General features: G+C 34.4%; 23 protein-coding genes. 20 read left to right on the top strand and 3 right to left on the bottom strand.

What is annotated here, in order from left to right:
• Positions 1–62: 62 nt before the first annotated feature.
• The 8 genes from LN736_RS05735 to LN736_RS05700 all read left to right on the top strand — a co-directional run bounded on the left by LN736_RS05735 (position 63) and on the right by LN736_RS05700 (position 6185).
• Positions 63–1322, top strand: a complete 1260-nt coding sequence (locus LN736_RS05735; RefSeq protein WP_229981175.1) for a phage portal protein — start codon at positions 63–65, stop codon at positions 1320–1322.
• Positions 1255–1869: an HK97 family phage prohead protease gene (locus tag LN736_RS05730; protein ID WP_229981174.1), complete on the top strand. Its 615-nt coding sequence runs from the start codon at positions 1255–1257 to the stop codon at positions 1867–1869. The genes LN736_RS05735 and LN736_RS05730 overlap by 68 nt, the downstream gene beginning before the upstream one ends.
• Positions 1869–3083, top strand: coding sequence for a phage major capsid protein (locus LN736_RS05725; protein ID WP_229981173.1), 1215 nt, complete (start codon positions 1869–1871; stop codon positions 3081–3083). Before LN736_RS05730 ends, LN736_RS05725 begins: the two co-directional genes overlap by 1 nt.
• Positions 3084–3151: 68 nt before the next feature.
• Positions 3152–3442, top strand: coding sequence for a head-tail connector protein (locus tag LN736_RS05720; RefSeq protein WP_229981172.1), 291 nt, complete (start codon positions 3152–3154; stop codon positions 3440–3442).
• On the top strand, positions 3435–3752 hold the full coding sequence (locus LN736_RS05715) for an HNH endonuclease (protein ID WP_229981171.1): 318 nt from the start codon (positions 3435–3437) through the stop codon (positions 3750–3752). The genes LN736_RS05720 and LN736_RS05715 overlap by 8 nt, the downstream gene beginning before the upstream one ends.
• A 114-nt stretch (positions 3753–3866) precedes the next feature.
• On the top strand, positions 3867–4208 hold the full coding sequence (locus tag LN736_RS05710; RefSeq protein WP_229981170.1) for a hypothetical protein: 342 nt from the start codon (positions 3867–3869) through the stop codon (positions 4206–4208).
• Between the two features lie 4 nt (positions 4209–4212).
• Positions 4213–5856 (top strand): terminase large subunit, encoded by a 1644-nt coding sequence (locus LN736_RS05705; RefSeq protein ID WP_229981169.1) that lies wholly within the window; start codon positions 4213–4215, stop codon positions 5854–5856.
• A gap of 11 nt (positions 5857–5867) precedes the next feature.
• Positions 5868–6185: a phage head closure protein gene (locus tag LN736_RS05700; protein ID WP_229981168.1), complete on the top strand. Its 318-nt coding sequence runs from the start codon at positions 5868–5870 to the stop codon at positions 6183–6185.
• Between the two features lie 2101 nt (positions 6186–8286).
• On the opposite strand, the gene LN736_RS05695 is transcribed toward LN736_RS05700, so the two are convergent.
• Positions 8287–8862 (bottom strand): Uma2 family endonuclease, encoded by a 576-nt coding sequence (locus LN736_RS05695; protein WP_150358616.1) that lies wholly within the window; start codon positions 8860–8862, stop codon positions 8287–8289.
• 206 nt (positions 8863–9068) lie between these two features.
• Positions 9069–9518, bottom strand: coding sequence for a helix-turn-helix domain-containing protein (locus tag LN736_RS05690; protein ID WP_150358615.1), 450 nt, complete (start codon positions 9516–9518; stop codon positions 9069–9071).
• Positions 9519–10659: 1141 nt separating this feature from the next.
• On the opposite strand from LN736_RS05690, the gene LN736_RS05685 reads away from it, so the two are divergent.
• The 11 genes from LN736_RS05685 (at position 10660) to LN736_RS05635 (ending at position 20648) form a co-directional block, all read left to right on the top strand.
• Complete coding sequence (locus LN736_RS05685) at positions 10660–10956, top strand: MerR family transcriptional regulator (protein ID WP_150357392.1); 297 nt, start codon at positions 10660–10662, stop codon at positions 10954–10956.
• A complete protein-coding gene (locus LN736_RS05680) occupies positions 10910–11257 on the top strand; it encodes a hypothetical protein (RefSeq protein WP_150357394.1) in 348 nt (115 codons plus the stop codon). Before LN736_RS05685 ends, LN736_RS05680 begins: the two co-directional genes overlap by 47 nt.
• Before the next feature lie 189 nt (positions 11258–11446).
• Positions 11447–13444 carry an oxidoreductase gene (locus LN736_RS05675; protein ID WP_179978453.1) on the top strand — a complete coding sequence of 666 codons (1998 nt, stop codon included), beginning with the start codon at positions 11447–11449 and terminating at the stop codon, positions 13442–13444.
• 526 nt (positions 13445–13970) lie between these two features.
• Positions 13971–14261 (top strand): hypothetical protein, encoded by a 291-nt coding sequence (locus LN736_RS05670; RefSeq protein ID WP_229981167.1) that lies wholly within the window; start codon positions 13971–13973, stop codon positions 14259–14261.
• A 785-nt stretch (positions 14262–15046) separates the two neighbouring features.
• A complete protein-coding gene (locus tag LN736_RS05665; protein ID WP_150357400.1) occupies positions 15047–15520 on the top strand; it encodes a putative ABC transporter permease in 474 nt (157 codons plus the stop codon).
• 158 nt (positions 15521–15678) lie between these two features.
• Positions 15679–16620 (top strand): efflux RND transporter periplasmic adaptor subunit, encoded by a 942-nt coding sequence (locus LN736_RS05660; protein ID WP_229981166.1) that lies wholly within the window; start codon positions 15679–15681, stop codon positions 16618–16620.
• A gap of 40 nt (positions 16621–16660) precedes the next feature.
• The gene (locus tag LN736_RS05655) at positions 16661–17347 is read left to right on the top strand and encodes an ABC transporter ATP-binding protein (RefSeq protein ID WP_179978455.1); all 687 of its coding nucleotides are present in this window, start codon (positions 16661–16663) and stop codon (positions 17345–17347) included.
• A gap of 7 nt (positions 17348–17354) precedes the next feature.
• On the top strand, positions 17355–18527 hold the full coding sequence (locus tag LN736_RS05650; RefSeq protein WP_229981165.1) for an ABC transporter permease: 1173 nt from the start codon (positions 17355–17357) through the stop codon (positions 18525–18527).
• Positions 18528–18615: 88 nt separating this feature from the next.
• Complete coding sequence (locus tag LN736_RS05645) at positions 18616–19011, top strand: pyridoxamine 5'-phosphate oxidase family protein (protein WP_229981164.1); 396 nt, start codon at positions 18616–18618, stop codon at positions 19009–19011.
• A gap of 310 nt (positions 19012–19321) precedes the next feature.
• Positions 19322–19786: a YsnF/AvaK domain-containing protein gene (locus tag LN736_RS05640; protein WP_229981163.1), complete on the top strand. Its 465-nt coding sequence runs from the start codon at positions 19322–19324 to the stop codon at positions 19784–19786.
• A 337-nt stretch (positions 19787–20123) separates the two neighbouring features.
• Positions 20124–20648, top strand: a complete 525-nt coding sequence (locus LN736_RS05635) for a nitroreductase (protein ID WP_150357412.1) — start codon at positions 20124–20126, stop codon at positions 20646–20648.
• Between the two features lie 329 nt (positions 20649–20977).
• Here the strand turns inward: LN736_RS05635 and LN736_RS05630 are convergent, their stop codons facing one another.
• Positions 20978–22144 carry an MFS transporter gene (locus LN736_RS05630; RefSeq protein WP_207708007.1) on the bottom strand — a complete coding sequence of 389 codons (1167 nt, stop codon included), beginning with the start codon at positions 22142–22144 and terminating at the stop codon, positions 20978–20980.
• 166 nt (positions 22145–22310) lie between these two features.
• Here LN736_RS05630 and LN736_RS05625 point away from each other — a divergent pair, with 166 nt between their 5' ends.
• Positions 22311–23003, top strand: a complete 693-nt coding sequence (locus tag LN736_RS05625; RefSeq protein WP_150357414.1) for a DUF554 domain-containing protein — start codon at positions 22311–22313, stop codon at positions 23001–23003.
• The last annotated feature ends 198 nt before the right edge of the window (positions 23004–23201 follow it).

Raw genomic sequence — 23201 nt, 5'->3', positions numbered from 1 at the left:
AAAACGGAGATATTCCGTTAGTAGATTTCTTGTGCCTTTTTTACGTTATGAAAGGAGAATATATGAACTTATTAAATAAATTGTTCCATAGAAATAGAAATCCATCAGATAAGCAGAATACTCAAAGAGTTGAAGTAATGAATGGCAGCCCTCCAATATTTACACCATTTTCGGGAGATGCCTATTCAAATGATTTATATAGAAGTGCAGTTGATAGTATAGCAAAGAATTTTTCCAAGTTAATTCCAAGTCATGTAATTATGAATGGAGAGCAGCGTAAAGATGGGGATTCAGTTTTAAACTACATACTGCAGTCAAGGCCTAATCCATACATGAGTACCTTTGATTTTCTATATAAAGTATCAACACATTATTTTTTATATAATAATGCATTTGCTTATTTGTCTTTTGATGATAAAGGGAGCCTTGAGGCTATATATCCATTGAGTCCCTTACAGGTAGAATTTCTTACGGATGCAACAGGGGCATTGTATTGTAAATTTTTATTTTCAAGAGGCAAGACATTTATATTCCGTTATGATGATGTGATGGTATTAAGGCGGTTCTATAATTCAAATGACCTGCTGGGTGACGATAACCGGGCAATAATGCCTACGCTTGATTTGGCACATACTCAAAACCAAGGTATGGAGAATTCAATAAAGAATTCAGCACAGATAAGAGGGTTATTAAAATACAACCAAGTTCTATCCGGTGAAAAACTAAAAGAGTCGAAAGAGGCGTTTATAAATGATTATTTGAGTATCGAAAACAACGGAGGTATTGCTGCACTGGATACTAAAATGGACTATCAGCCTATAGAAAACAAACCCGTATTTATAAACGGCCAGCAGTTAAATGAGATTAAAAACAGGATATACAGCTATTTGGGTGTAAGTGAAAATATCGTAAATTGCACATATTCAGAAGATGAATGGAGTGCGTTTTATGAATCCACGATTGAGCCACTGGCAACACAGATGGGCCAGGAGCTTACAAATAAGTTATTTACACAGCGTGAGCAGAGTTTTGGCAATAGTATAATGCTTGAAAGTGATAAACTTCAGTTTACATCAAATTCAACTAAGGTAACAGCATTAAAAGAATTGATGCCACTGGGATTACTTACTATAAACCAGGCATTAAAGATATTAAATTTACCAGGTATAGAAAATGGCGACACCCGTTACCAAACTTTAAATGTAGCTGATACAGATATTGTTAATCAATACCAGATGAAGGGAGGAAACAACAATGCAGGAGAACAGGGAAATCAGGTCAGCCGAAATCAGGACGGACAAGGCACAGGACAGCAAGAATAGTATACTTCTAGGTACTCCAATAGTGTTTGATAAGCCCACAACTATAAACGGGCGATATGGCAGTTATACGGAGATTATTAAAAGGGATGCTGTAAGTGAAAATTTGCTTAAAGATGTTCCACTTTTATACAACCATGATGTAAATTCAATCCCACTGGCAAGAAGTCCCGAAACCATGGAACTGAGAAAAAGCGGTGTAGGTATCGAAATGAGGGCTACACTTCCAGATACACCGAAGGCAAAGGAAATATATTCAAGTGTGTCACGTGGTGATATAAAGGGCATGAGTTTTGCTTTTAAGGTCCCTAAGGGCGGAGATGAGTATGATTCTAAGACCAATACCAGGACAATAAATAAGATTGAAAGATTATATGAGGTTTCAATAACTCCATTTCCAGCATATCAGGAAACAAGTATTGAAGCACGGATGGAAGATATATTCAAAAGAAATACATTAGTCCAGGAAGCAAGGGCCAAAGTAAATGACATTTTAAGGATACAGCTTAAAAGTAAAGTAAATCAAATTTTAGGAAAGGATGATAAATAATGAAATTTGCAACAGTACAGGAAGCATTTAATTATTATAATTCAAAAGATGTTGAGGAAATTGAGAAAAGGGCAGCAGAGATAGGAAAACTGATAGACGGTAATGAGGATGCAGATATTCAGTCATTGAACATTGAACTTGATGGATTAAAGCAGGCCAAAGAAAACATAATTGAAAAAAGGAGTAAATCAAATAAAGGTTTCAACCCTGTAACAGGAATGGAATTCAATAAAGGTGTTGATATTCCAGAGGGGACCGATTTATTTGCAACGAAGGAATATAGAAGTGCGTTCTTCAAGGAAATGTTAGGTCAGAAATTAACTGAAGCCGAAAAAAATATATATGAGCGTGCAAGAATGGAAAAAAGGGCAGATACTTTCAATGCAATGAATAATTCAGCGGCAGTACTTCCAACCCAAACATTAAATGAAATAATCGAGAAGGCAAGGAAACAGGGCGGATTGATGTCAGTATGCAGGCAGTTTAATATACCAAGTAATTTAGCAGTACCAATAGGAACACCAGGCACAAAGGCAAACTGGCATGTTGAAGGTGTAAATGTTGATGCCGAGAAAGTAGATACTGCATCAGTTAGTTTTTCAGCATATGAAATACTTAAAGTATTCAGTATGTCAGCAATAGCGAATAAAATGAGTATAGGAGCCTTTGAATCCTACCTTGAAACAGAACTGACTAATTGTGTGATGGATACACTTAATGAAGCTCTAGTTAGTGGCACAGGTTCAGGACAGGGTACTGGATTACTTACAGGTATTACATGGGATGCAACCAATAGTTTGACATATGCAGATAAGCCGGCATATACAGATTTTACTAAGATGCTTGCAATATTGAAAAGAGGATACGGGGCTAATGCAAAGTTCGCTATGAATAATGCTAGTCTATATAATCTTATATACAGCTTGACTGATGAGAATAAGAGACCTCTATTTATAGCAGACCCACAGCAACAGCAGATAGGATATATTCTAGGTAAGCCGATAATTGTAGATGATAACATACCAGATGATACTATAATCCTAGGTAACTTTGATTATATGGGATATAACATACCACAGGGTATATTGCTAGAGGTAAGCAGAGAGTCAAGCTTTAAGTCCGGGCTTATAGATTATAGAGCATTGGCAATAGCAGACTGCAAGCCACTTGTATCGGAGGCATTTCTCAAACTGTCAAAGACAGTAACACCTTAGTATATAGATGTAATGGTGTAGTACATAATACAGTGCTACACCTTTTTAATTAGGAGTGTGATGTATGTATGAATATACTTACAATGGATGAAGCACATAACATATTGAGGGTTGATGGTAATGAATTAGATATAGAGATACAGGCATTGATAGATGCTATACCACCATACTTAGAAGCGACAACAGGCAGGACATGGACAGATGACGATACAATACATCCAATGGCAAAGACAGCAGCACAGTTCATACTGATGTTGTGGTTTGATCCAATGGACAGGGATATAGATAAATTAAGAAAAGCAATAGATAGTTTACTGACTGCATTGGAAGCAGTGGGGAGAAGTATGAATAATGGCTAGAGAATTTAGTAAGGCATTTTATCATAGCAAGGAATGGGTTAGATGTAGGGATGGATATATAAGGAGCAGACATTATATATGTGAGAGGTGTGGGAAGCCTGCAACAATAGTTCATCATAAAAAATTCATAAATCCGGGGAATATAAATAATCCAGAAATAACATTAAATTGGAATAACCTAGAAGCCCTATGTATAGACTGCCATGACCAGATACACAATAGAAACCATCAAATAACCACAAAAGAAACTGTATTTGATGAAAATGGAAATCTTATAAAGTCCCCCCAGGTCAGTAAAAACAATGGCTGACGCGGAGACCACATGGGGGAGCTTTCTTTACCTCTCTCATGTATATCCACGCGAAAGGTATAATAAATCATATAAAGAGTTATTTAATACTATATAATAAGGAGATGGATTTTAATGGAAAAAGATAAAGTTATAGATATTTCAACTGATATGAAAAAACTTAGAACGATATTGAGAAAGTTACCAAAAGATAAGGTCACAGTTGTAGAGCCACTATTTAAAGAGTTGGAATTTATGCAAAGAACTCTTGAATCATTAAAGAAAGAAATTGAAACTATAGGAGTTGTAACTGAATTTAAAAACGGCAGACAGGATTTTTTAAAGGAGAATCCAGCATTAAAGAGTTACACGGCATTAATACAAAAATACGGGAATATATACAAGCAGGTTACCAGTTTATTGCCTAAGGATGATGGCAAGTCTGAAGATGAGTTAATAGAATTTATAAAGAAGTGATTACATGAATTATATACAGCAATATTATGAAAAAATTAAATCTGGAAAGTATATTGTATCCAGGAGAGTGGAAAAGCAATATAAAAGGCTTGTATATGATATTGAGCATCCAAGTAAATATATATTTGATGAAAATAAAAGCAGTAGACCTATAAAGTTTATAGAAGGGTTCTGCAGACATTCAAAAGGTGAATGGGCAGGAAGACCAGTTAAATTAGAGCTGTTTCAAAAGGCCTTTATATCGGCTTTATTTGGGTTCATTGATAAGGACACAGGGTTAAGGCGTTACCGTGAAGCTATGTTTTATGTGGCCAGGAAGAACGGTAAAACAACAATGCTGTCCGGTATAGCCTTGTATATGCTTATGGCAGATGGTGAAGGTGGTGCAGAGGTGTATTCCATAGCATCTAAAAAAGACCAGGCCAAGTTATGTTTTGATGAGGCTTTAAACATGGCAAGGCAGAGTCCTTATCTGTCAAAGCATTTAAAAAAGCGTAAAACTGACTTGTATTTTCCCCTTACAATGTCAAAGTTTCAAGCACTGGGGAAAAATTCAGATACCTTGGATGGATTAAACAGCCATTGTGTTATTATTGATGAACTTCATAGCATCAAAGACAGGAATATATATGAGGTTATGAAACAGTCACAGAGTGCCAGAAGAGAACCTTTATTAATCATGATAACTACAGCTGGAACAGTAAGAGAGAGTATATTTGACGATATGTATGAATATGGATGTAAAGTAGCTGACGGCACTATTGAAGATGATACATTTCTGCCTATATTATATGAATTGGATGATAAAGAGGAATGGAGAAATCCAAAGTGCTGGCCTAAGGCTAATCCAGGTTTAGGAGTAATTAAAAAAGTTGATGATTTAAAAATTAAAGTTAAAAGGGCAAAGAGTAATCCTAATGATGTTACAGGAGTTTTATGCAAGGATTTTAATGTAAGGTGTACCGTATCGACTGCATGGCTTACTTTTGATGATATAAACAATGAGGAAATTTTTAGTATAGATGACTTTAAAAATTGTTATGCCATAGGTGGGGCAGACCTATCAATTACTACAGACCTTACAGCGGCTACACTTTTAATGATGAATCCGGAAACTCAAAAAAGATATGTAACTCAGATGTACTGGCTCCCAAAAGAAAGCTTTAATGAGAGGGTTCACCATGACAAAATACCATATGATAAATGGCTTGAACGCGGCCTATTGAGGTTATGTGAAGGTAATAGTATTGATTATAGGGATATTACAGCGTGGTTTCTTGAAATGCTAAATGACAAGGAAATAACTCCATTATGGATATATTATGATTCTTACAGTGCTAAATACTGGGTTGAGGAAATGAAAAATAACGGTTTTAAGATGGAGAGGTGTATCCAGGGTGCAAAGACTTTATCACTTCCAATGCAGCAGTTAGGAGCAGATTTACAGGCTAAGAAAATCAACTATAACAATAATCCGATATTGAAATGGTGCATGACAAATACAGGAGTTGAAACAGATAGAAACGGGAATATAGTACCTATAAAAAATCAGGCCGCAAAGATGAGGATTGATGGACTAGCATCATTACTGGATAGTTATGTAGGATTGTATGAGCATTATGAGGAATTTTTAAGAGCTATACAATAGGAGCTGATTTTATGGATAATATGAAAAATAAAAAGATAGATATACTAAAGTGGTCAGATGATGCCTTAGATGGAGAGGGCGGGTATGAGCCATATATTAAAAACATATGGGCGTACTACAGACATGTATCAGGCAGGGAGTTTTATGCGGCCGCGGCATCTAATATAGAAGTTGAAGTTATATTTCAAATAAATTACAGGGATGATATTGATTTAGGTGAGGGACGTTACGGAGTCTTATACAAGGGCAAAGAATATGATATAACACAGATAGACGATTTTGAGGGAAATAAGACAGACTTAAAAATCTATGCTACCCGTGTTAATTAAAGGTATGGTTAAAATGACCATACCTTTTTTAGATGTCTTCAATTTTGAAAGGTTTGACATAATTTTGACATAATGTAGAACTAACTAACTATCAGTTAGTTAGTTTACCCCTTTAAAGGGGTATTGCATAAAATCAAGGGTTCAGCATCTACATGGGTAAGTTGAAAAATGGGAGATTGTCAGAATTCTGCTAAAGTCCCAAATACAAAAGAAATGATTTAACTTTCGTCAGGAATTTGATAAATGTTGAAAAGGAAAGTTCAGTATGTATATAGGTATCCCAGGAATCGCTTTTGCAGATTTCTGATGAAGCAATAGAAACGAAAAAGTAAATTCGCTTTTGCCAACATTGGCAGAAACGAAAACAGGTAATGAAAATACCGTTTTGTCAACATTGTCAAAACGGTGTGAAATTGGGCGTAAATAAAAAAGGTTTGCAGAAATCTGCTGAACGGAGTTTAGTGATTACATAGGTATTTCTTGGAAGGTTTGCCAAGGTTGGCAGAAGTTCCAATATCATCACAAAATACCGTTTTGCCAAAGTTGGCAGAACCTAAAAAACAATGAAGAACTGTTTCATCAGAATTCTGACAAAACGAAAAAACAAAATCGTTTTTGACAACATTGACAAAAACGAAAAATAATAAAGAACTGTTTCCGCAGAATTCGGCAAAAACGAAAAAATTTTCACAAAATGAACAACATCAAAAAGGTTTGACAAAGTTGTCAAACCTAAAAATAACGCAGAACTGTTTCCGCCAAAGTTGGCAAAAACAGAAAAAATTAGTTTAGTACTTGTATGATAGGCCCAAAAAGGTTTGGCAACCTTTTTTGAACTACTTATGAAGATTTTTCTAGTTGCAATATATTTTTTCTATAGGCGTTTTTATGACGGGTTTGAGGTTCGAAAAGCCTTAGACATGTAAATATACCTTGAAGGGATTTGATTACCCTGTGCCGCCTCTTTATGCGTGTCTGACGGAAAAATTCTGTTGTCCTCTTTTTTTATCTGTATAATTTTTAAATTCTATGGTATAATATCAGTAATAAGAAGGGTGGATTATGAATTTAGTCTGCTTGATTAAATTTGTATAAGTGTTAAATAATAGATAGTTTGAGCAAAGGGCTATCTATTATTTAATATTGACTTTAATGGTGTGTATTGTATAATTAACTTAAGAATAGAGATAATAAAAACAGGATGCTGGTAACATCCTGCAGTATACAATTCAGTTGCTAAGGCAACTAGTAAAGCGAACTTATAAAAAAGTAGCCATACCAATTGCGGCGGTGGGCTACTTTTTTATATTATTTATTAGCACGATAATTAGATTTATCAAAGCTATCAAAAACGATAGAGCAGCAAAAACTACTATAAACATTTCGTACATATGTATCACCTCCCTTCTTAAAGGGATGGCAATACCAGTTGCCCACACGCAACTTTATTGAATTGTACATTTCACATTATATCATAGAATATAGATGCTGAAAACGTAAATTTATTTATATAGGTGGGTGCAAAATGATACCTACCTTTAAAACAAACGTAGAGCCATTTTAAGATAGGTTTTATATTAAGATATAATTATACCTCTAGACATGTAAAAGTTAAAAATAGGGGCAATTTGAAGGCGTGGGATATATGTATCTATGATAAGATGATTTGGTTATAAAATTATTTTAAGTATAGGACAAAATGACCGGCACTGAAAAGTGTTGATATTACTGCAGTTATATATATAAAAATTTCCCTCCATTTTCCCTCCAAAGTTTTAGATAAGCATAAAAAACAATGATATTTGACAATATACTATAAGACGTAAACCATTGATATTAAGCCATTTTAAAAAATGGTAAAAAATAGACAAGCTCTGTTTTCGAATCCAGAGGCCGGGAGTTCGAATCTCCCTGGGTGCACCATTAAGTATTGATGACACTATATTCTAGTGTTTTTTATTTTGCCTAAAAATGAAATTTGCCCTCTTTTTGCCTCTTATAGATTTTCAAAAATAAAAAGGAACTATTTTATTCCCATAAATTTATACAGATCATTCAATTCCTTAGTTTATTGTGGTTACTATCAAATAATATAAAGTACCTACACATCTAAAGTATTAAAATCAATTTCTAAATCATCATATATCCCAACTTTTATTTTATCCGTAAATGAATAAGCTTTAGGAGCTCCATAATGCATGGTATCGTCAAGTTTGTATATCAATATACTTTTATCCATAGGATTTACTATCCAGTATTCACATACTCTAAAATGTTCATATAGGCCTAATTTACGTACATAGTCATTAGATTGATTAGAGGGTGATACTATCTCAATAATTAAGTCTGGTGTACCTATGCAACCTTTATCGGATAGTTTATTTTTATCACATATCGCGGATATATCAGGCTGGACAATATTTTTACAGTTATCAAGGTTTTCATCATCAGTGAGAAATACGTCAAAGGGTGCTATATCCACTTCACATGGCCCATTATTGGATTTCATATAATTGTTAAAGATGGTTGATATCTCTACAATTAACCTCTGATGTATTCTTGATGGTGCAGGTGACATATCGTATATAGTACCTTCTATAAGCTCTATTCTGGCACCTTCAGGGTAGTTCATATAGTCAGAGTAGGTATAAGTCTTATTTTTAGATGTATTATCCATAATTTTTATCTTCTTTCAATAAATTTTCAGTCATCCTCAAAGTGAGGTGGTACTGATAGAAAACTCGGTTCGTGATTATCCCGAATTGATATATAAATATAACTTAGTATGATTTTTACAAGCTCTCATTTGAAATGCAACCTTTAGTTTGCGGATTTTTAATCCGTAAATCTGCTCCTGTTTAAGGGGGTAATATACATTAAAAATCAATCTGTATTATCTTTACTTTTATCATCATTAGAATTGTTTGATTTAATATTGCCATAATGTCTTAATCTATTGAGAGTGACATCTTTAATTAAGCCTGAAATATCTAGTAGAGCATCGGTATTGATTATTTTGGATAAATCATATTTGTTTATAGTGTAATTTTCATTAACATACTCAATAACTGAATACATAGTATTAACTTCTTTTTTTGCAGTTTCTTTAGCCATTGATTTAATATATTCAGTTTGGTTTTCATCTCCTATTAATTCAGCAGTGGTTACTTCAAGAACTTTAGCTATTTTATCTATTATTTCTATATTTGGTTTTCTATCTCCACGTTCATAATTTCCAATTCCCTGCTCTGAAAGGCCAACTTTATTCCCCAGTTCTTTCATTGTTAGACCTTTAATTTTTCTTATTTTTCTTATGGACTCTCCAATATTCAAATAATATCACCTCTATTTTAATTATAATCAATATATAGTAAAAGTAAACAAAATGTTTAGAAATTTTTAAAATGCAGTTGACATTAAACAAAAAGGGGTGTAATTATGAATTGATTAAAATAAATCATATTAATTTTATTTATTAAAGACTAAGGCTGCAATATCAATGGTTTATAAAGTGATAAATTGTTAAATTATTTATATTTTTATATTTATTAATTTTATTTATTTCATTTATTTGATATAATAGAATTAATAAAAGGACATAATAAAAACAGGGTGTTACCAGCACCCTGTAGTATACAATTCAGTTGCTAAGGCAACTAGTAAAGCTGATTTATAAAAAAGTAGCTAAACCAATTGCACGGGTGGGCTACTTTTTTATATTATCTATAAGCACGATAATTAAATTTATTAAAGCTATCAAAAATGATAGAGCAGCAAAAACTACTATAAACATTTCGTACATATGTATCACCTCCCTTCTTAAAGGGGGCAATACCAGTTGCTCACACACAACTTATTGAATTGTACATTTTAGATTATATCATATACTTTGATTGCTGAAAACTTAGAAAAGGGGAATTTCCACTTATGCAGGTGAGTAGCAAAATGCTATTAAAACCAACATAGAGCCGTTTTAAGATAGGCTTTATATTAAGACGAATTAACCTTTAAACATGTAAAAGTTAAAATATGGAGCATGAAGGTATATGAATGTGAGATAATATATCTGGGGTTAAATATTTTAGGTGTATGGTGTTTTGCCACCCACCTAAAAGCATTGATATTATTAAAATTACATGTATAAAATTTGCCCCTCTTTTTGCCACCTATAGTTTAGGATAATCAAGTATGGACAGGCATATATTAAAAAATGAAATGATTATATATAAGGGATTGAGGGGTATTTAAAATTATCAAAATGTGCTCCTCGAAAATCCAGAGGCCGGGAGTTCGAATCTCCCTGGGTGCATCATTAAGTATTGAAATTAAAGGATTTGCAGAAATGCAGATCCTTTTTAAAAATTTTGTTATCATTCACTTGATCGTATATAATTATATTGAAGTGATGAGTATTCAAAACGTAGATGACTATGAAAAAAGTCAATAGTTACTACAGACTTTTGAGGTGATCAATATGAAATATTATGTTAGTGATGTGGCGCGTATACTTGGGTTGACACCAGGTGCATTACATTTTTTTGAGAGCAAAGATATTATTAATGCAAAAAAAGAAGATAATGGATACCGTTATTATGATGAAGAGGATGTTTTTAGGCTGCTGTCTTACTTCAAATATCATTCAATGGGTATTCCTCTCAAGGATATAGGAAGACATTTCAGCGGAAAAGTACCAGCAGAAATATATTCACAAGTGGGTCGATGCCATGCCTGCTACTCATCTTTCTGTTTTTTGCACCGGATGGAAAAATGAAACCGATGAATCAACGGCAGTTTTGGGTTATTCAATAAGACCTGAGGAAGCAGAAAAGTTAAATTTGCCGTTTGACAAAGGGAAAATGGTATCCTTGCATTCACTTCCCTGCTATCACACAATTGTTACTGCCGATTCAGATTTTGCCTATTTTCCCGGCAAAGTTTTTCATAAAACATTGGAAGCTATCCGCGAACGTAATCTGGTTCCTTCTTCGGCGCCTTTTGGCAATGTTTTGTTGGTAGATGTGGATAGCAATACAACGCATCCTATAGTGGAATTATGGTGCCCAATCCATTGATCTAATATTGAATTGTTATACACTTTTCTGTCCTGCATTTATGTATAGGAGACGAATGGTGTATTTTTTATTGAAAAATTATTATAACTCTTGACTTAATAGTTACTATTGGCATTATATTTACATTGACAATAATATAACGATTACATACAATGATTAATTAAATTTTATAAAAATGAGGTGAGCTAAATGGAGAAAGAATACCAAGTATTGTTCGAACCGATTAAAATCGGCGGAGTAGAATTAAAAAACAGATTTTGTCTTGCACCTATGGGCCCGCTTGGACTTGCCGATGTAGAAGGAGGCTTTAACCAGCGTGGAATTGACTATTATACGGAAAGAGCAAAGGGTGGAACGGGACTGATTATTACAGGAGTTACTTTTTCAGACTGCAAAGTTGAAACTCAAAGCATGCCAAACTGTCCGAATTCTACCTATAACCCCGTTCATTTTATAAGAACCAGCAGGGAAATGACAGAGCGCATACATGCTTACGGGAGCAAAGTTTTTCTTCAGATGTCTGCCGGCTTCGGTCGTGTGACGATCCCTACGAATTTGGGGGATTTTCCTCCGGTGGCACCTTCTCTTATCCAGCATAGGTGGCTGAACAAAACATGTCGCCCTTTGGAAGTAGAAGAGATTAAAAGCATTATAAAATCCTTTGGTGACGGTGCTTTTAATGCAAAGCGTGCCGGATTTGACGGTGTTCAGATCCATGCTGTCCATGAAGGATATCTGCTGGATCAATTTGCAATTTCGATGTTTAACCAAAGAACAGATGAATATGGCGGATCACTTGAGAACAGACTGCGCTTTGCAAAGGAAATTGTGGAAGAAATCAAGTCGTGCTGTGGAAGTCAATTCCCTGTTTCAATGCGTTTTAGCTTAAAGAGTATGATCAAGGACTGGCGAGAAGGTGCTCTGCCGGGAGAAGAATTTGATGAAAAGGGACGTGACATTGATGAAGGTATTGAAGCAGCAAGGCTTCTGGTTAAGTACGGCTGTGATGTTCTGGATGTAGATGTAGGAACATATGACTCATGGTGGTGGAATCATCCGCCGATGTATCAGAAAAAGGGACTTTATATTCCGTATGCAAAAATGGTAAAGGATGTGGTTGACGTCCCTGTAGCCTGTGCCGGCAGAATGGATGACCCGGATATGGCGTTAAAAGCAGTAAAAGAAGGTGCCTGCGATATAGTCAGCCTGGGAAGACCGCTTTTGGCCGATCCCCATTATGTCAATAAACTGAGAGCAGGTAAAGCAGATGAGATTCGTCCCTGCATTTCCTGCCAGGAAGGCTGTATGGGCCGAATCCAGGAGTATTCCGCAATTAACTGTGCGGTAAATCCTCAGGCCGCCCGTGAGCGTTTTACTGCTTATTCACCGATTGTAAAAGCTAAAAAGGTTCTCATCATCGGCGGTGGCGTAGCAGGCTGTGAGGCTGCCCGTGTTCTTGCCATACGAGGCCATAAGCCGGAAGTATTTGAGCAAACTTTAAAGCTGGGAGGAAATTTGATTCCCGGAGGTGCTCCAGACTTTAAAGAAGACGATTTGAGACTGGCAAAATGGTATTCACATCAATTGAAACTATTGAATGTTCCTGTGACATTTAACACCAAAATCACAAAGGAATTTGCACTTTCCAAAGATTACGATACTGTTATTGTTGCGACCGGTTCGACACCAAAAGTATTTTCTCTCGGAGACGATGCCCATGTTTATACAGCAGCTGATGTACTTAGCGGAAAAAAGGAGCCTGGAGAGTCCACAGTAGTAATAGGCGGCGGACTTGTTGGATGTGAAACTGCACTGTGGTTAGCACAAAATGGCAAGAAGGTCACAATCGTTGAAGCACTTGGCAAAATCCTGGCAGTAAATGCACCGCTTTGTCACGCAAACAGCGAGATGCTTGAACGTCTGATCCCCTATAACAACATCAAAATTATTACATCAGCCAAGGCTACCGGATACGAAAATGGTAGGCTCTTGATAAATTTAAACGGTGAGACGAAAGAACTGAATTGTGACAGCGTGATATTATCGGTAGGCTACAAATCAGAAAACTCACTGTACCAGCAGCTTCAATTTGATGTACCTGAAATCTATCTATTGGGAGATGCAAAAAATGTAGCAAACATCATGTATGCTATATGGGATGCTTTTGAGGTAGCTAACAGTATTTAATTGAATCTTTATCTATATTTGTTGATTTTTCAGATATCAAATATAGTACAATGAAAGGCCGGGGATAATGTGATTAGTAAAAAACATTTTGGCAGAATTATTAATATCTTCCTTAAATATTTTACAAAGAAAAAAACCAGGGGTGAAAATCCCTGGAATGAGGTTTAATACAACATGAGTTTAAACACCGGGGATTCATCATCCCCAGCATAAAGTAAGTATCAACGCACCAAGAAATAAATATTTTAGTTCATATGGAATTTAAATATTTTAACATCTTAAATACCTTGATATCCTTACACGAATAGTATGCGTTAAAATTGAAATATTATTCTGGTAATTTTAGGAAGATGATTATGTGGAAAAGTTGATAGCGTATAAAAGAAAATAAAGAAGAATTAAATAAAAGTGAATTATAGGGCACCAGAAAATCTAGTATTTATTGCCATTTTTTTATTTTAGCAGGATATTATCATTGCTTGTAGAAATTTATATAGACGTAAAAATTGAGGAGGAAATAATATATATGGATAAAGAGAATTTAAAGCAAGAAATATTAGACATACTAGAAAAACATAATTATATAAGCAGATTAAGTGAATGCCCAATGACTACTTTAAGATTTCTTTTAAAAATAGATGATGCTCATTTGGATGCTTCTCTAATTTATGATGCTTTATGTGAACTCCAAGAAGAAGATAAAGTAATAAAAAGTTTTGAACCATTTGCTGGTGATTTGAATATGAAAATTAATGCGTCAAGATGGTATTTAAAACAACAGGGAAAAGAGGAAAGCCCTAAGAAGAGTATAGATTAATTTCTATGCTCTTTTAGTTAAATAGTTAAAGTATCTTAGAGAGTATAACAGCCCCTTGTTTTAATACATATGGATGAGTTTATTATTAGGACAAACACTACTTATTTTGGATTTATAAAATGTGGTAAACCTGCAGCCATGATGTCTATATAAGATAAGTATATAGAAAAAGCTAAAAATAGCTTTTTTTATTTTTGTACCTCATATGTTAGAATTATGTTATTACGAATATTGGAGGTATCTATGAGAAGCAGAAATAAGATAAAATTAAGTAAAGAAACAAATTATTCATACAATAATTAGATTTGTTACAAATAGTTAACTAATACGACACTAAGCTGTAATAGAAACCACATATACTTATATATATCAGATATTTAAACGTTAATTAAAAATAAATTTAAAAACCATTTAAAATGGTAATTACCAAATTGGTGCCTGCGGTTGCAGGGTACTGTAAACTTAAATGCAACCACCACAAGATTCTTTATAAAATTTGGTCTCCCTTAATTATATTTTAAAATAAGCATTCGTCATTTAGGATGCTTATTTTTCTTTATATAAAGGAAAATGGGGGGCATGTAAACTGGAATGATCTCATGAGTGTAATGTATATGAGCATGTGAGGAATAAAGATACTATAGGAATAATACAATTAGAATATAGAGATCTATTGGAACAATTCAGTATATGTACAGGCCATTATATGGATATAACCAAGAATCCAACAGATTAAAGGCGTGTGTAAATACTTTAACTACTGTGAAGGGGATGGAGAAAGTTACATGGGATATAGGAATTCCGCAAACCTAAAAAACAAAATATATAAGGATTTATTTCTAATATTTATAATGGGTGCTCTATACATGGTATTTGAGGGGTTATGGCGTGGCTGGACACATATAAGTATGCTGGTAGTAGGTGGAACAGCGGCCTTCTTTATAGGAAGACTTAATGAGTATCCTAAATTTTATGATAGGAAAATGTGGCAGGAATGCGTAATTGGAACTTTCATAGCTCTCGCATTGGAATTTACTTCAGGGATTATATTAAACATATGGTTAGGACTTGATGTGTGGGATTATTCTGATGAGCCTTTTAATTTATATGGACAGATATGTTTGCCTTACGCTGTATTGTGGTTTGTGTTGATGCCACTTTGTATATATTTGGATGATTATTTGAGATATAAGCTATTTGGAGAGAAAAGGCCTGTGGGATTATTAAAAAATTATAGAGATCTATTTGCAGATAATTAAAAGTAAAATATATAAGTATAAAAGCCTAAAGGAGAAAAAGGGCTTTATTTTTTACATAAAATATTAATAATGTTGTAACAAAACTGTGACAGAAGAAATCTAAACTTATATTTAGTCTAGATAAAAAACAAATTTGATGGAAAGAAAGTGATTATATCGTGAAAAAGATACTTATTCCAATATTGGTAGTGGTAATAGCAGTAGTAAGCATTGTAGTATATAGAAATACTACAAAAAAATCCGAAAACAATAAATCACAATCTTCGCAGACTCAAGTAACCATCCAGAATATTGAAAGTACAGTTTCCGGCTCAGGAAGTGTTGTGCCCCTGAATAGTGGAACAATTAAAGCTGAAGGAAAAGATACTGTATCTCAGGTACTTGTAAGCAAAGATCAAACGGTAACTGCAGGGCAGGAACTTATTGCTTTTGAAGATGGAAGTGCCGCAATAACAGCTCCCTATGACGGAATAATAAGTCAGGTAAATGTAAGTGCAGGAGATAGTGTAAATCCAAATCAGGATCTTTTGAGTATATTTGATAACAAGAATTTCTATACCACAATATCCGTAGACGAGACAGATGTGCCGAATTTGAAAATTGGGCAAAAGGCCAATATAAAAGTCAATGCATTTCCAGATACCAGTTTCACAGGTACTGTCAAGGATATAAGTCAACAGGGAACATATTCCAATGGAGTGTCAACTTTTAACGTAATTATATATTTTGATAAAATAAATGACATAAAATCCGGAATGTCTACAGAGGCTTCCATAGTAACAGCATCAAAAAATAATGTACTTGCTGTACCTATAGAAGCAATAAGAGATATGGATGGTAAAAAATTTGTAATACTATCTTCTGACGATGGAAAAATGAAAATGCAGCAAGTTCAGGTAGGAATTAATAACGGCAAAATGGTTCAAATAGTTGAGGGGCTAACAGAAGGGCAAAAAGTTCAATTACCTCAGACTGAAAGTTCAAGCGGAAGTCAGTCCTCAGCAAAAAGCAGAAGCGGATTTGGAATGATGAGAAGCGGAGGAATAGGTAATTCTAGACAAAGTGGAAATGGTGGAAGCCAAAATAGAGGAACAAATTAATTATGGGATAAAATGAAATACGTGGGAAAGGAGAACTTTTATGATAGAAATTAAAAATCTGTGCAAGTACTATACTATGGGAGATACTAAAATAAAGGCACTGGATAATATCAATTTAAGTATATCTGATAATGAATTTGTTTCAATTGTAGGTCCCTCAGGTTCCGGCAAATCTACACTTATGAATATAATTGGATGCCTTGATGTCTGCGATTCTGGAGACTATATTCTAAATGGTATAAGTATAAATGAAATGAGTGAGTCTGAGTTAGCTGACGTAAGAAATAAACAGATAGGATTTATATTTCAAAATTTTAACCTGCTTTCTAAAATGAATGCTGTAGAAAATGTAGAAGTACCTCTCCTATATAGGGGGATAAGTGAGAAGAAATGCAGGGAGAGGGCCATGGAGTGCCTTGAAAAGGTGAAACTTAAAGGAAGAGAGTATCATAGGCCAAATCAACTTTCAGGAGGGCAGCAGCAAAGGGTAGCTATTGCAAGGGCACTGGCAGGAGGGCCGAAAATCATACTGGCAGACGAACCTACAGGTGCCCTGGACAGAAAGACAAGTGAGGAAATAATGAATACTATGAAAGAACTCCATAAAAGTGGTAAGACTATAATATTGATAACTCACGATTTGAAAATTGCAAGACAGGCAAAGAGGATTGTGAGCATGGAAGATGGAAAATTGAAGGATGGGAAATTATACATGGAGGAGGATTGATTAACATATGAGATTATTTCAGACTTTAAGGCTAGCTATAAAAAATATAATAAGCAATAAATTGAGGTCTATTCTCACCATGATAGGTATAATTATAGGAATTTCTTCCGTTATAGTATTGGTAGGTATGGGAAGCGGCTCCACAAAACAGATAACTTCCCAGGTTCAGGCTCTTGGAACTAATCTTATTATGGCAAATACCTCCAATAACAATGGAACCAAGCAATTTACCCTTGAGAATGTAAAAAATATTCAGGATTTGCAGGGAATTTCCGAGGCAGCACCTACTATTAGTGCCAGTGCTACGGTTAAAGTCAATACAAAATCTCAAAGTACTTCTGTAACCGGAACTACGCCGAATTTTATGGATGTGAGAAATATGACGCTTTCAGAAGGTAGATTTATAGCCGACCTGGATGTAGATTATAGAAATAAGGTTGCAGTTCTGGGATCTGATATTGCAACCCAGCTTTATGGATTTAATGATCCTGTAGGTCAGGATATCAGTATAAATGGAAATACTTATAGTGTTGTAGGAGTGTTGAAATCACAGGGAAGTTCCATGGGAAACAACACAGATGACATGGTGATTGTACCATCATCTACGGCTATAAGCCTTGCTGGCAGTAGAAATGTACAAAGTGTGTATATAAAATCTTCCAGCGATCAAAATGTAGAGATGGTTACAAATGAAGTAAATACCTACTTAAATAATTATTTCAAGTCCACAGATAATAGTATCAGCCGAGTCATGAGTCAGAAACAATTGCTGGATACCATGAGCTCAATAACCAGTACCATGACTTATTTGCTTGGGGGAATAGCTGCCATATCCCTTATAGTGGGAGGAATAGGAGTAATGAATGTCATGTTGGTATCTGTCTCAGAACGTACTAAGGAAATTGGAATAAGAAAGGCACTTGGGGGAACAAAAAAAGATATTCTGATTCAATTCTTGATAGAATCCCTGGTTCTGAGTTCACTGGGTGGTATAATAGGTGTAATATTTGGTATTTTAATTGGAAAGGCAATAGCTGCTTTTGGAGTTTCAGTAGCGTTTTCAATACCTGTAGTAATTTTTTCATTTTCTTTTTCCATGATTGTGGGCATTGTATTTGGCATATTTCCGGCATATAAGGCCTCTAACCTTAAACCAATAGATGCTCTTAGATTTGAATAATACTTTGTCTTATATAAAAATTGTATTTGTTATTTTGAATATGAGAGGTAAAATAATTATATTATATAAATTAAAGGGAGGAATTAAAGTGAATGAAGTTTATGAATACTTAAAAAGTATCGGCACTTATTATTTGGCAACGTCTGAAGGTGATCAGCCAAGGGTTCGACCTTTTGGAACAATAGACATCTTTGAGGGAAAGCTTTACATCCAGACTGGAAATGTTAAAAACGTTTTTGCTCAAATGAAAAAAAATCCTAAAATTGAAATCTGTGCTGTGGGAAAAGATAATACCTGGATACGTGTTACAGCAACTGCTGTTCAGGATGATAGAGTTGAAGCTAGACAACATATGCTTGATGAATATCCAAATCTTAAAAGTATGTATGCTGCTGATGATGGGAATTGTGAAGTCCTTTATCTAAAAAATGCAACTGCTACTGTCTATTCCTTTACAGAGAAACCTAAGACTATTAAATTTTAACATTGATTTTAAACTATTGATTTTTTCTGTTGTTATGGTAATATATAGTTATAGTGGTAATGATTCCTTTCTAAAAAGGTATGCGTTTTATTGTGCAGCATAAGGTTAATACTTGATTATTATGCCATTTGTAAGCTATGCCTCGCAAAAAAATTTTTGGAGCTCCTTAAAATAGGGGGCTCGTTTTCTTTTGCCGTCAAAAGTATTGTAAGCAATTTACTTTAACTCCATATTTCACAAAGGATATATTACTTCAACAGGGATAAAATATTAGTGAATTGAAAATATGTATTTTAGGAGGTAATATTTTATGAAAGGTTTATTTGACAATGTTTTAGGTAATGGCAGTGACGATGATGATAATAAGAAGAAAAGTAAAGATGGGGAAAGACTTACACTTCATAAGGAAGAGCTTGATATAAATAAAAGCAAAGTTCCAAAGGGTGAAGTTGAACTGAGCAAAGAAATTGTTGAAGAGCCAAAAACAGTTGATGTTCCAGTTACGCATGAAGAAGTTGTTATAGAAAGAAGACCAGTAGATAATAAATCCAGTGATACACCTATTAGTGATGAAAAAACCATACGTATTCCAGTCAGTGAAGAACAGGTTAATGTAGGTAAACACACTGTGGTAACTGGAGAGGTATCTGCTCATAAACGTGAAGTCAAAGAAACGAGGAAAGTGGATGAAAAACTAAAAAGAGAAAAAGCTCGTGTAAACGCAAATGGTGACGCAAAGATAGTGGATGATAATACAGATCATGACTTTCATTAAGAAATTTACCCCAAGGCTGTCATTGATATAATACTCCCGACTTCATAGAGTGGGAGGTAAGCACTGCCGTGCGCCTGGATAAGGTGATTCTTAGGTTTGCAGTGATTTGCTCATGGAAAATCTTCCCTATAAACAAATTTCATTTGAACCTAAGAATCACTTGATCAGTGCTTATTTTGCATATACAAGGCAATTAGCAGCAGGGTGCTAATTGAATGAAACACGGATACAAATGTAAATGTAAAGATAACTCTATAAGGAGTATTGCTTGAATTTATTTGCATGATATCTTATAATTATGATATATGTAAAATATAGTAATAAAAGGAGTTGATCTATGGTGGAGGAACCTTTACAAGTTTTAAAAACCAGAAGAAGTTGCAGAAAATATCAGCAGAAACAGATCAAAAAGGAAGAGCTGGATGCTATTCTAGAAGCCGGTACTTACGCACCAACGGGTATGGGTAAGCAATCTCCAATTATCATAGTTATACAGGACAGGGAAACGATTACGAAAATTTCTAAATTAAATGCAGCTATTATGGGAAATACGTCTGATCCATTTTATGGGGCACCAACTCTGCTTGTTGTCTTTGCTGACAGGAAAGCGGCAACTTATGTTGAGGACGGAGCTCTTGTTATAGGCAATATGCTGAATGCCGCTCATGCTATTGGTGTGGATTCCTGTTTTGTCTACAGAGCAAAAGAAGTGTTTGAAACTGAGGAAGGCAAAGCTTTGTTAAAGAAATGGGGAGTTCAGGAGGACTATGTTGGAGTCGGTAATTGTATTCTAGGATATGCTGCTGAGGGTGGTATTGCTCCAGCTGCGCCGAGAAAAAAGGATTATATTATCCGGGTCTAATTTTTTGTAACAACTGAAAGAATAAACAGAGTTCTTTGCTTCAGGTGGGGTTTTTGACATCACCTGAAGTTTAAAAATCGTTATCCAGGGGCGTAGCTGCCCTTATCTGTTACTTGTAGAAGTGGCAGTATTAGGGCAGGTAGCTATCGGATAAATTTGAGAACTAAATAGGCAAAGAGTTTCAGATAAAGCTGGGACTCTTTTTGTTTTATTGAAGCAATACGAATTTTGGAAAGACGATGGGCAATTACAAATGTAAAAGCCGGACAATTATTTGCGGAAGAAATTTTGGGAATGAAACCGGAGGTTTTAGTCGAATCAATGTATCCCTAATTTTTGAATTTATACCAATAGAATGAACTTAAAAATCCTACGAAAGATATAAATGCCATAAGGTAATATGCTAAACTCATATTATAATTATTTACAATTATTCCTGTAAAAATTGGAATAATAGTCATACCTAAGCCATAAATAGCCTGGAAATATCCCATAGCAGTAGACTTTTTCTTCTGATCTACATTTTTCATTGACTCGCTTGTACAAAAAGAAAACAAAATACCTGTAGACATGGCAATTAAAATTTGCGCAAAGTATATATGTAGTACGGAACTTGTATTTGGAACAATTATACAATATATGCAAATGCATATAAGTACGGTAGGGATCCAGAACTTAGCGCCCTGTTTCGCTGCCAATTTTGAAGCTGAAAAATAGGAAGTGATTACAGCTACTAATATATATATTATTGAATTTATACCAATTTGAAAACCAGAAGCTCCTAGTTGTTTAGCAATCTGATTGGTAAAAGACATTGCTGTAGACATAAGTATCCCCTGTTGTACCAGTGCAAGTAATGAAAATCCAATAAGTCTTTTATCCTTATATATGGTAATAAGCTCTTTAACAGGCAGTGGTTTAAAATCAATTTTAGGCTCTTTTATGAAAAATCCAATAAAAGTAGATGGGAATGCAGCTGCCAGACTTAATATACACAAGAAATTCATACCAAATTTATCGTAAAACATAGATCCCATAACAAATCCCACAAGAATTCCTATGTTGTTTGCACCTATAATAATTCCCATAGATTTCTGCATATCTTCTTTTTTAAAATAATTTGAATATAAAACCATAAAAGAGATCCACATTGCTGAGGCCAGTCCAGAAAATAAACTTCCAAGTAAAAAACCAATACCATTTGGGATAAATATTCTAAAAAGGGAAGCTAGTCCACTAGAACAAGCACCAATTATAATAAATAATTTATGATGGCCTTTTCTATCAGCCATTATTCCTATTGGCATTCTAAGTAACATCTGTGATAATCCATACGCTCCGACAACGGTTCCAACAAAACTGGTGGTTGCACCAATTGAAAGTAAGTATGGTGCTTGATAAGGCATATAAACGTATTGTGAAAACCAAAACATAACTACGATAATTAATATAATTCTTTTTTGCAACTTTACATTTAACTGATTAATTTCAATCATATGACTGTCCTCCCGTGATTTGCTTAGGTATCCTTATTATTATAATGGAAAGTAATAAAAAATGATATATTTGTTGAAATAATGTAATATTACAATATATGTGTTATAATACTGGGTATTATGTTGAACGTGGTACCTAAGGAAAATACAGGAGGGAGGATGTAAAATGATAGGCGTAATTGTTAATACTGTGGCTGTGATCATAGGGAGTATTGTCGGCCTGTTGTTTAAAAAGGGAATTTCTAAAAAGGTTACTGATGCGGTTATGGTTGGAATAGGTTTATGTACTGTCTATATTGGAATATCGGGAACGCTAAAGGGTAAAAATACCCTGATACTTATAATTTCCATTGTTATAGGCACTATCATAGGGACATGGATTGATATTGACAAACGAATAAACGCTTTAGGGGAGTGGATTGGAAAACGATTTAGAGCATCTTCTGACAATTCCATTTCAGTTGCGGAGGGTTTTGTTACAGCCAGCCTTTTATTTTGTATAGGGGCAATGACTATTGTAGGATCATTAAATGCAGGACTTATTGGAGATAATACGATGCTTTTTACAAAATCCGTGCTTGATTTGATATCATCTACGATACTATCTGTAAGCCTTGGCATTGGTGTATTGTTTTCTGCCTCTTTTGTTTTCATATTTCAGGGTGCCATTGTTTTGCTGGCACAGTTTTTACAGCCGATTTTAACTAATTCAGCTATTGGAGAAATTACCTGTACAGGCTCTCTGATGATTATAGCGCTTGGATTAAATATAATTGGTGTCACTAAAATTAAAGTGGCAAATTATTTACCAGCAATTATTGTGACTCCTATTTTATGTTGGATAGTGACATTAATATAGGATGTTGAAAATAACTGCGAAATCTATTAAAAAATTTTACTTGTACATATTATTCTATTTTTTGTAACTATTACACCCTTAATTATCAAAGATACTACGTATATTGGTATGTATATGACTATTTATTTTATAAATAGTTCCCCGCTTGAAACCCCAGTTAATTCTGGGGTATATTTTTTTGATGTAAAAGGGGAGAAA

The organism is Clostridium aromativorans, assembly GCF_020908015.1.
Classification (GTDB): domain Bacteria; phylum Bacillota; class Clostridia; order Clostridiales; family Clostridiaceae; genus Clostridium_B; species Clostridium_B aromativorans.
The sequence above is the reverse complement of the archived record's forward strand: the minus strand, read 5'-3'. Positions and strand labels throughout refer to the sequence as shown.

Bases quoted from the DNA above. Each gene is read 5' to 3' on its own strand.
- LN736_RS05735 (WP_229981175.1), top strand. From the start codon at position 63: ATGAACTTATTAAATAAATTGTTCCATAGAAATAGAAATCCATCAGAT.
- LN736_RS05715 (WP_229981171.1), top strand. From the start codon at position 3,435: ATGGCTAGAGAATTTAGTAAGGCATTTTATCATAGCAAGGAATGGGTT.
- LN736_RS05655 (WP_179978455.1), top strand. From the start codon at position 16,661: ATGATAGAAATTAAAAATCTGTGCAAGTACTATACTATGGGAGATACT.
- LN736_RS05720 (WP_229981172.1), top strand. From the start codon at position 3,152: ATGAATATACTTACAATGGATGAAGCACATAACATATTGAGGGTTGAT.
- LN736_RS05695 (WP_150358616.1), bottom strand. From the start codon at position 8,862: ATGGATAATACATCTAAAAATAAGACTTATACCTACTCTGACTATATG.
- LN736_RS05670 (WP_229981167.1), top strand. From the start codon at position 13,971: ATGGATAAAGAGAATTTAAAGCAAGAAATATTAGACATACTAGAAAAA.
- LN736_RS05730 (WP_229981174.1), top strand. From the start codon at position 1,255: ATGCAGGAGAACAGGGAAATCAGGTCAGCCGAAATCAGGACGGACAAG.
- LN736_RS05680 (WP_150357394.1), top strand. From the start codon at position 10,910: ATGCCTGCTACTCATCTTTCTGTTTTTTGCACCGGATGGAAAAATGAA.
- LN736_RS05635 (WP_150357412.1), top strand. From the start codon at position 20,124: ATGGTGGAGGAACCTTTACAAGTTTTAAAAACCAGAAGAAGTTGCAGA.
- LN736_RS05675 (WP_179978453.1), top strand. From the start codon at position 11,447: ATGGAGAAAGAATACCAAGTATTGTTCGAACCGATTAAAATCGGCGGA.
- LN736_RS05700 (WP_229981168.1), top strand. From the start codon at position 5,868: ATGGATAATATGAAAAATAAAAAGATAGATATACTAAAGTGGTCAGAT.
- LN736_RS05705 (WP_229981169.1), top strand. From the start codon at position 4,213: ATGAATTATATACAGCAATATTATGAAAAAATTAAATCTGGAAAGTAT.
- LN736_RS05625 (WP_150357414.1), top strand. From the start codon at position 22,311: ATGATAGGCGTAATTGTTAATACTGTGGCTGTGATCATAGGGAGTATT.
- LN736_RS05640 (WP_229981163.1), top strand. From the start codon at position 19,322: ATGAAAGGTTTATTTGACAATGTTTTAGGTAATGGCAGTGACGATGAT.
- LN736_RS05710 (WP_229981170.1), top strand. From the start codon at position 3,867: ATGGAAAAAGATAAAGTTATAGATATTTCAACTGATATGAAAAAACTT.
- LN736_RS05685 (WP_150357392.1), top strand. From the start codon at position 10,660: ATGAAATATTATGTTAGTGATGTGGCGCGTATACTTGGGTTGACACCA.
- LN736_RS05630 (WP_207708007.1), bottom strand. From the start codon at position 22,144: ATGATTGAAATTAATCAGTTAAATGTAAAGTTGCAAAAAAGAATTATA.
- LN736_RS05665 (WP_150357400.1), top strand. From the start codon at position 15,047: ATGGGATATAGGAATTCCGCAAACCTAAAAAACAAAATATATAAGGAT.
- LN736_RS05650 (WP_229981165.1), top strand. From the start codon at position 17,355: ATGAGATTATTTCAGACTTTAAGGCTAGCTATAAAAAATATAATAAGC.
- LN736_RS05725 (WP_229981173.1), top strand. From the start codon at position 1,869: ATGAAATTTGCAACAGTACAGGAAGCATTTAATTATTATAATTCAAAA.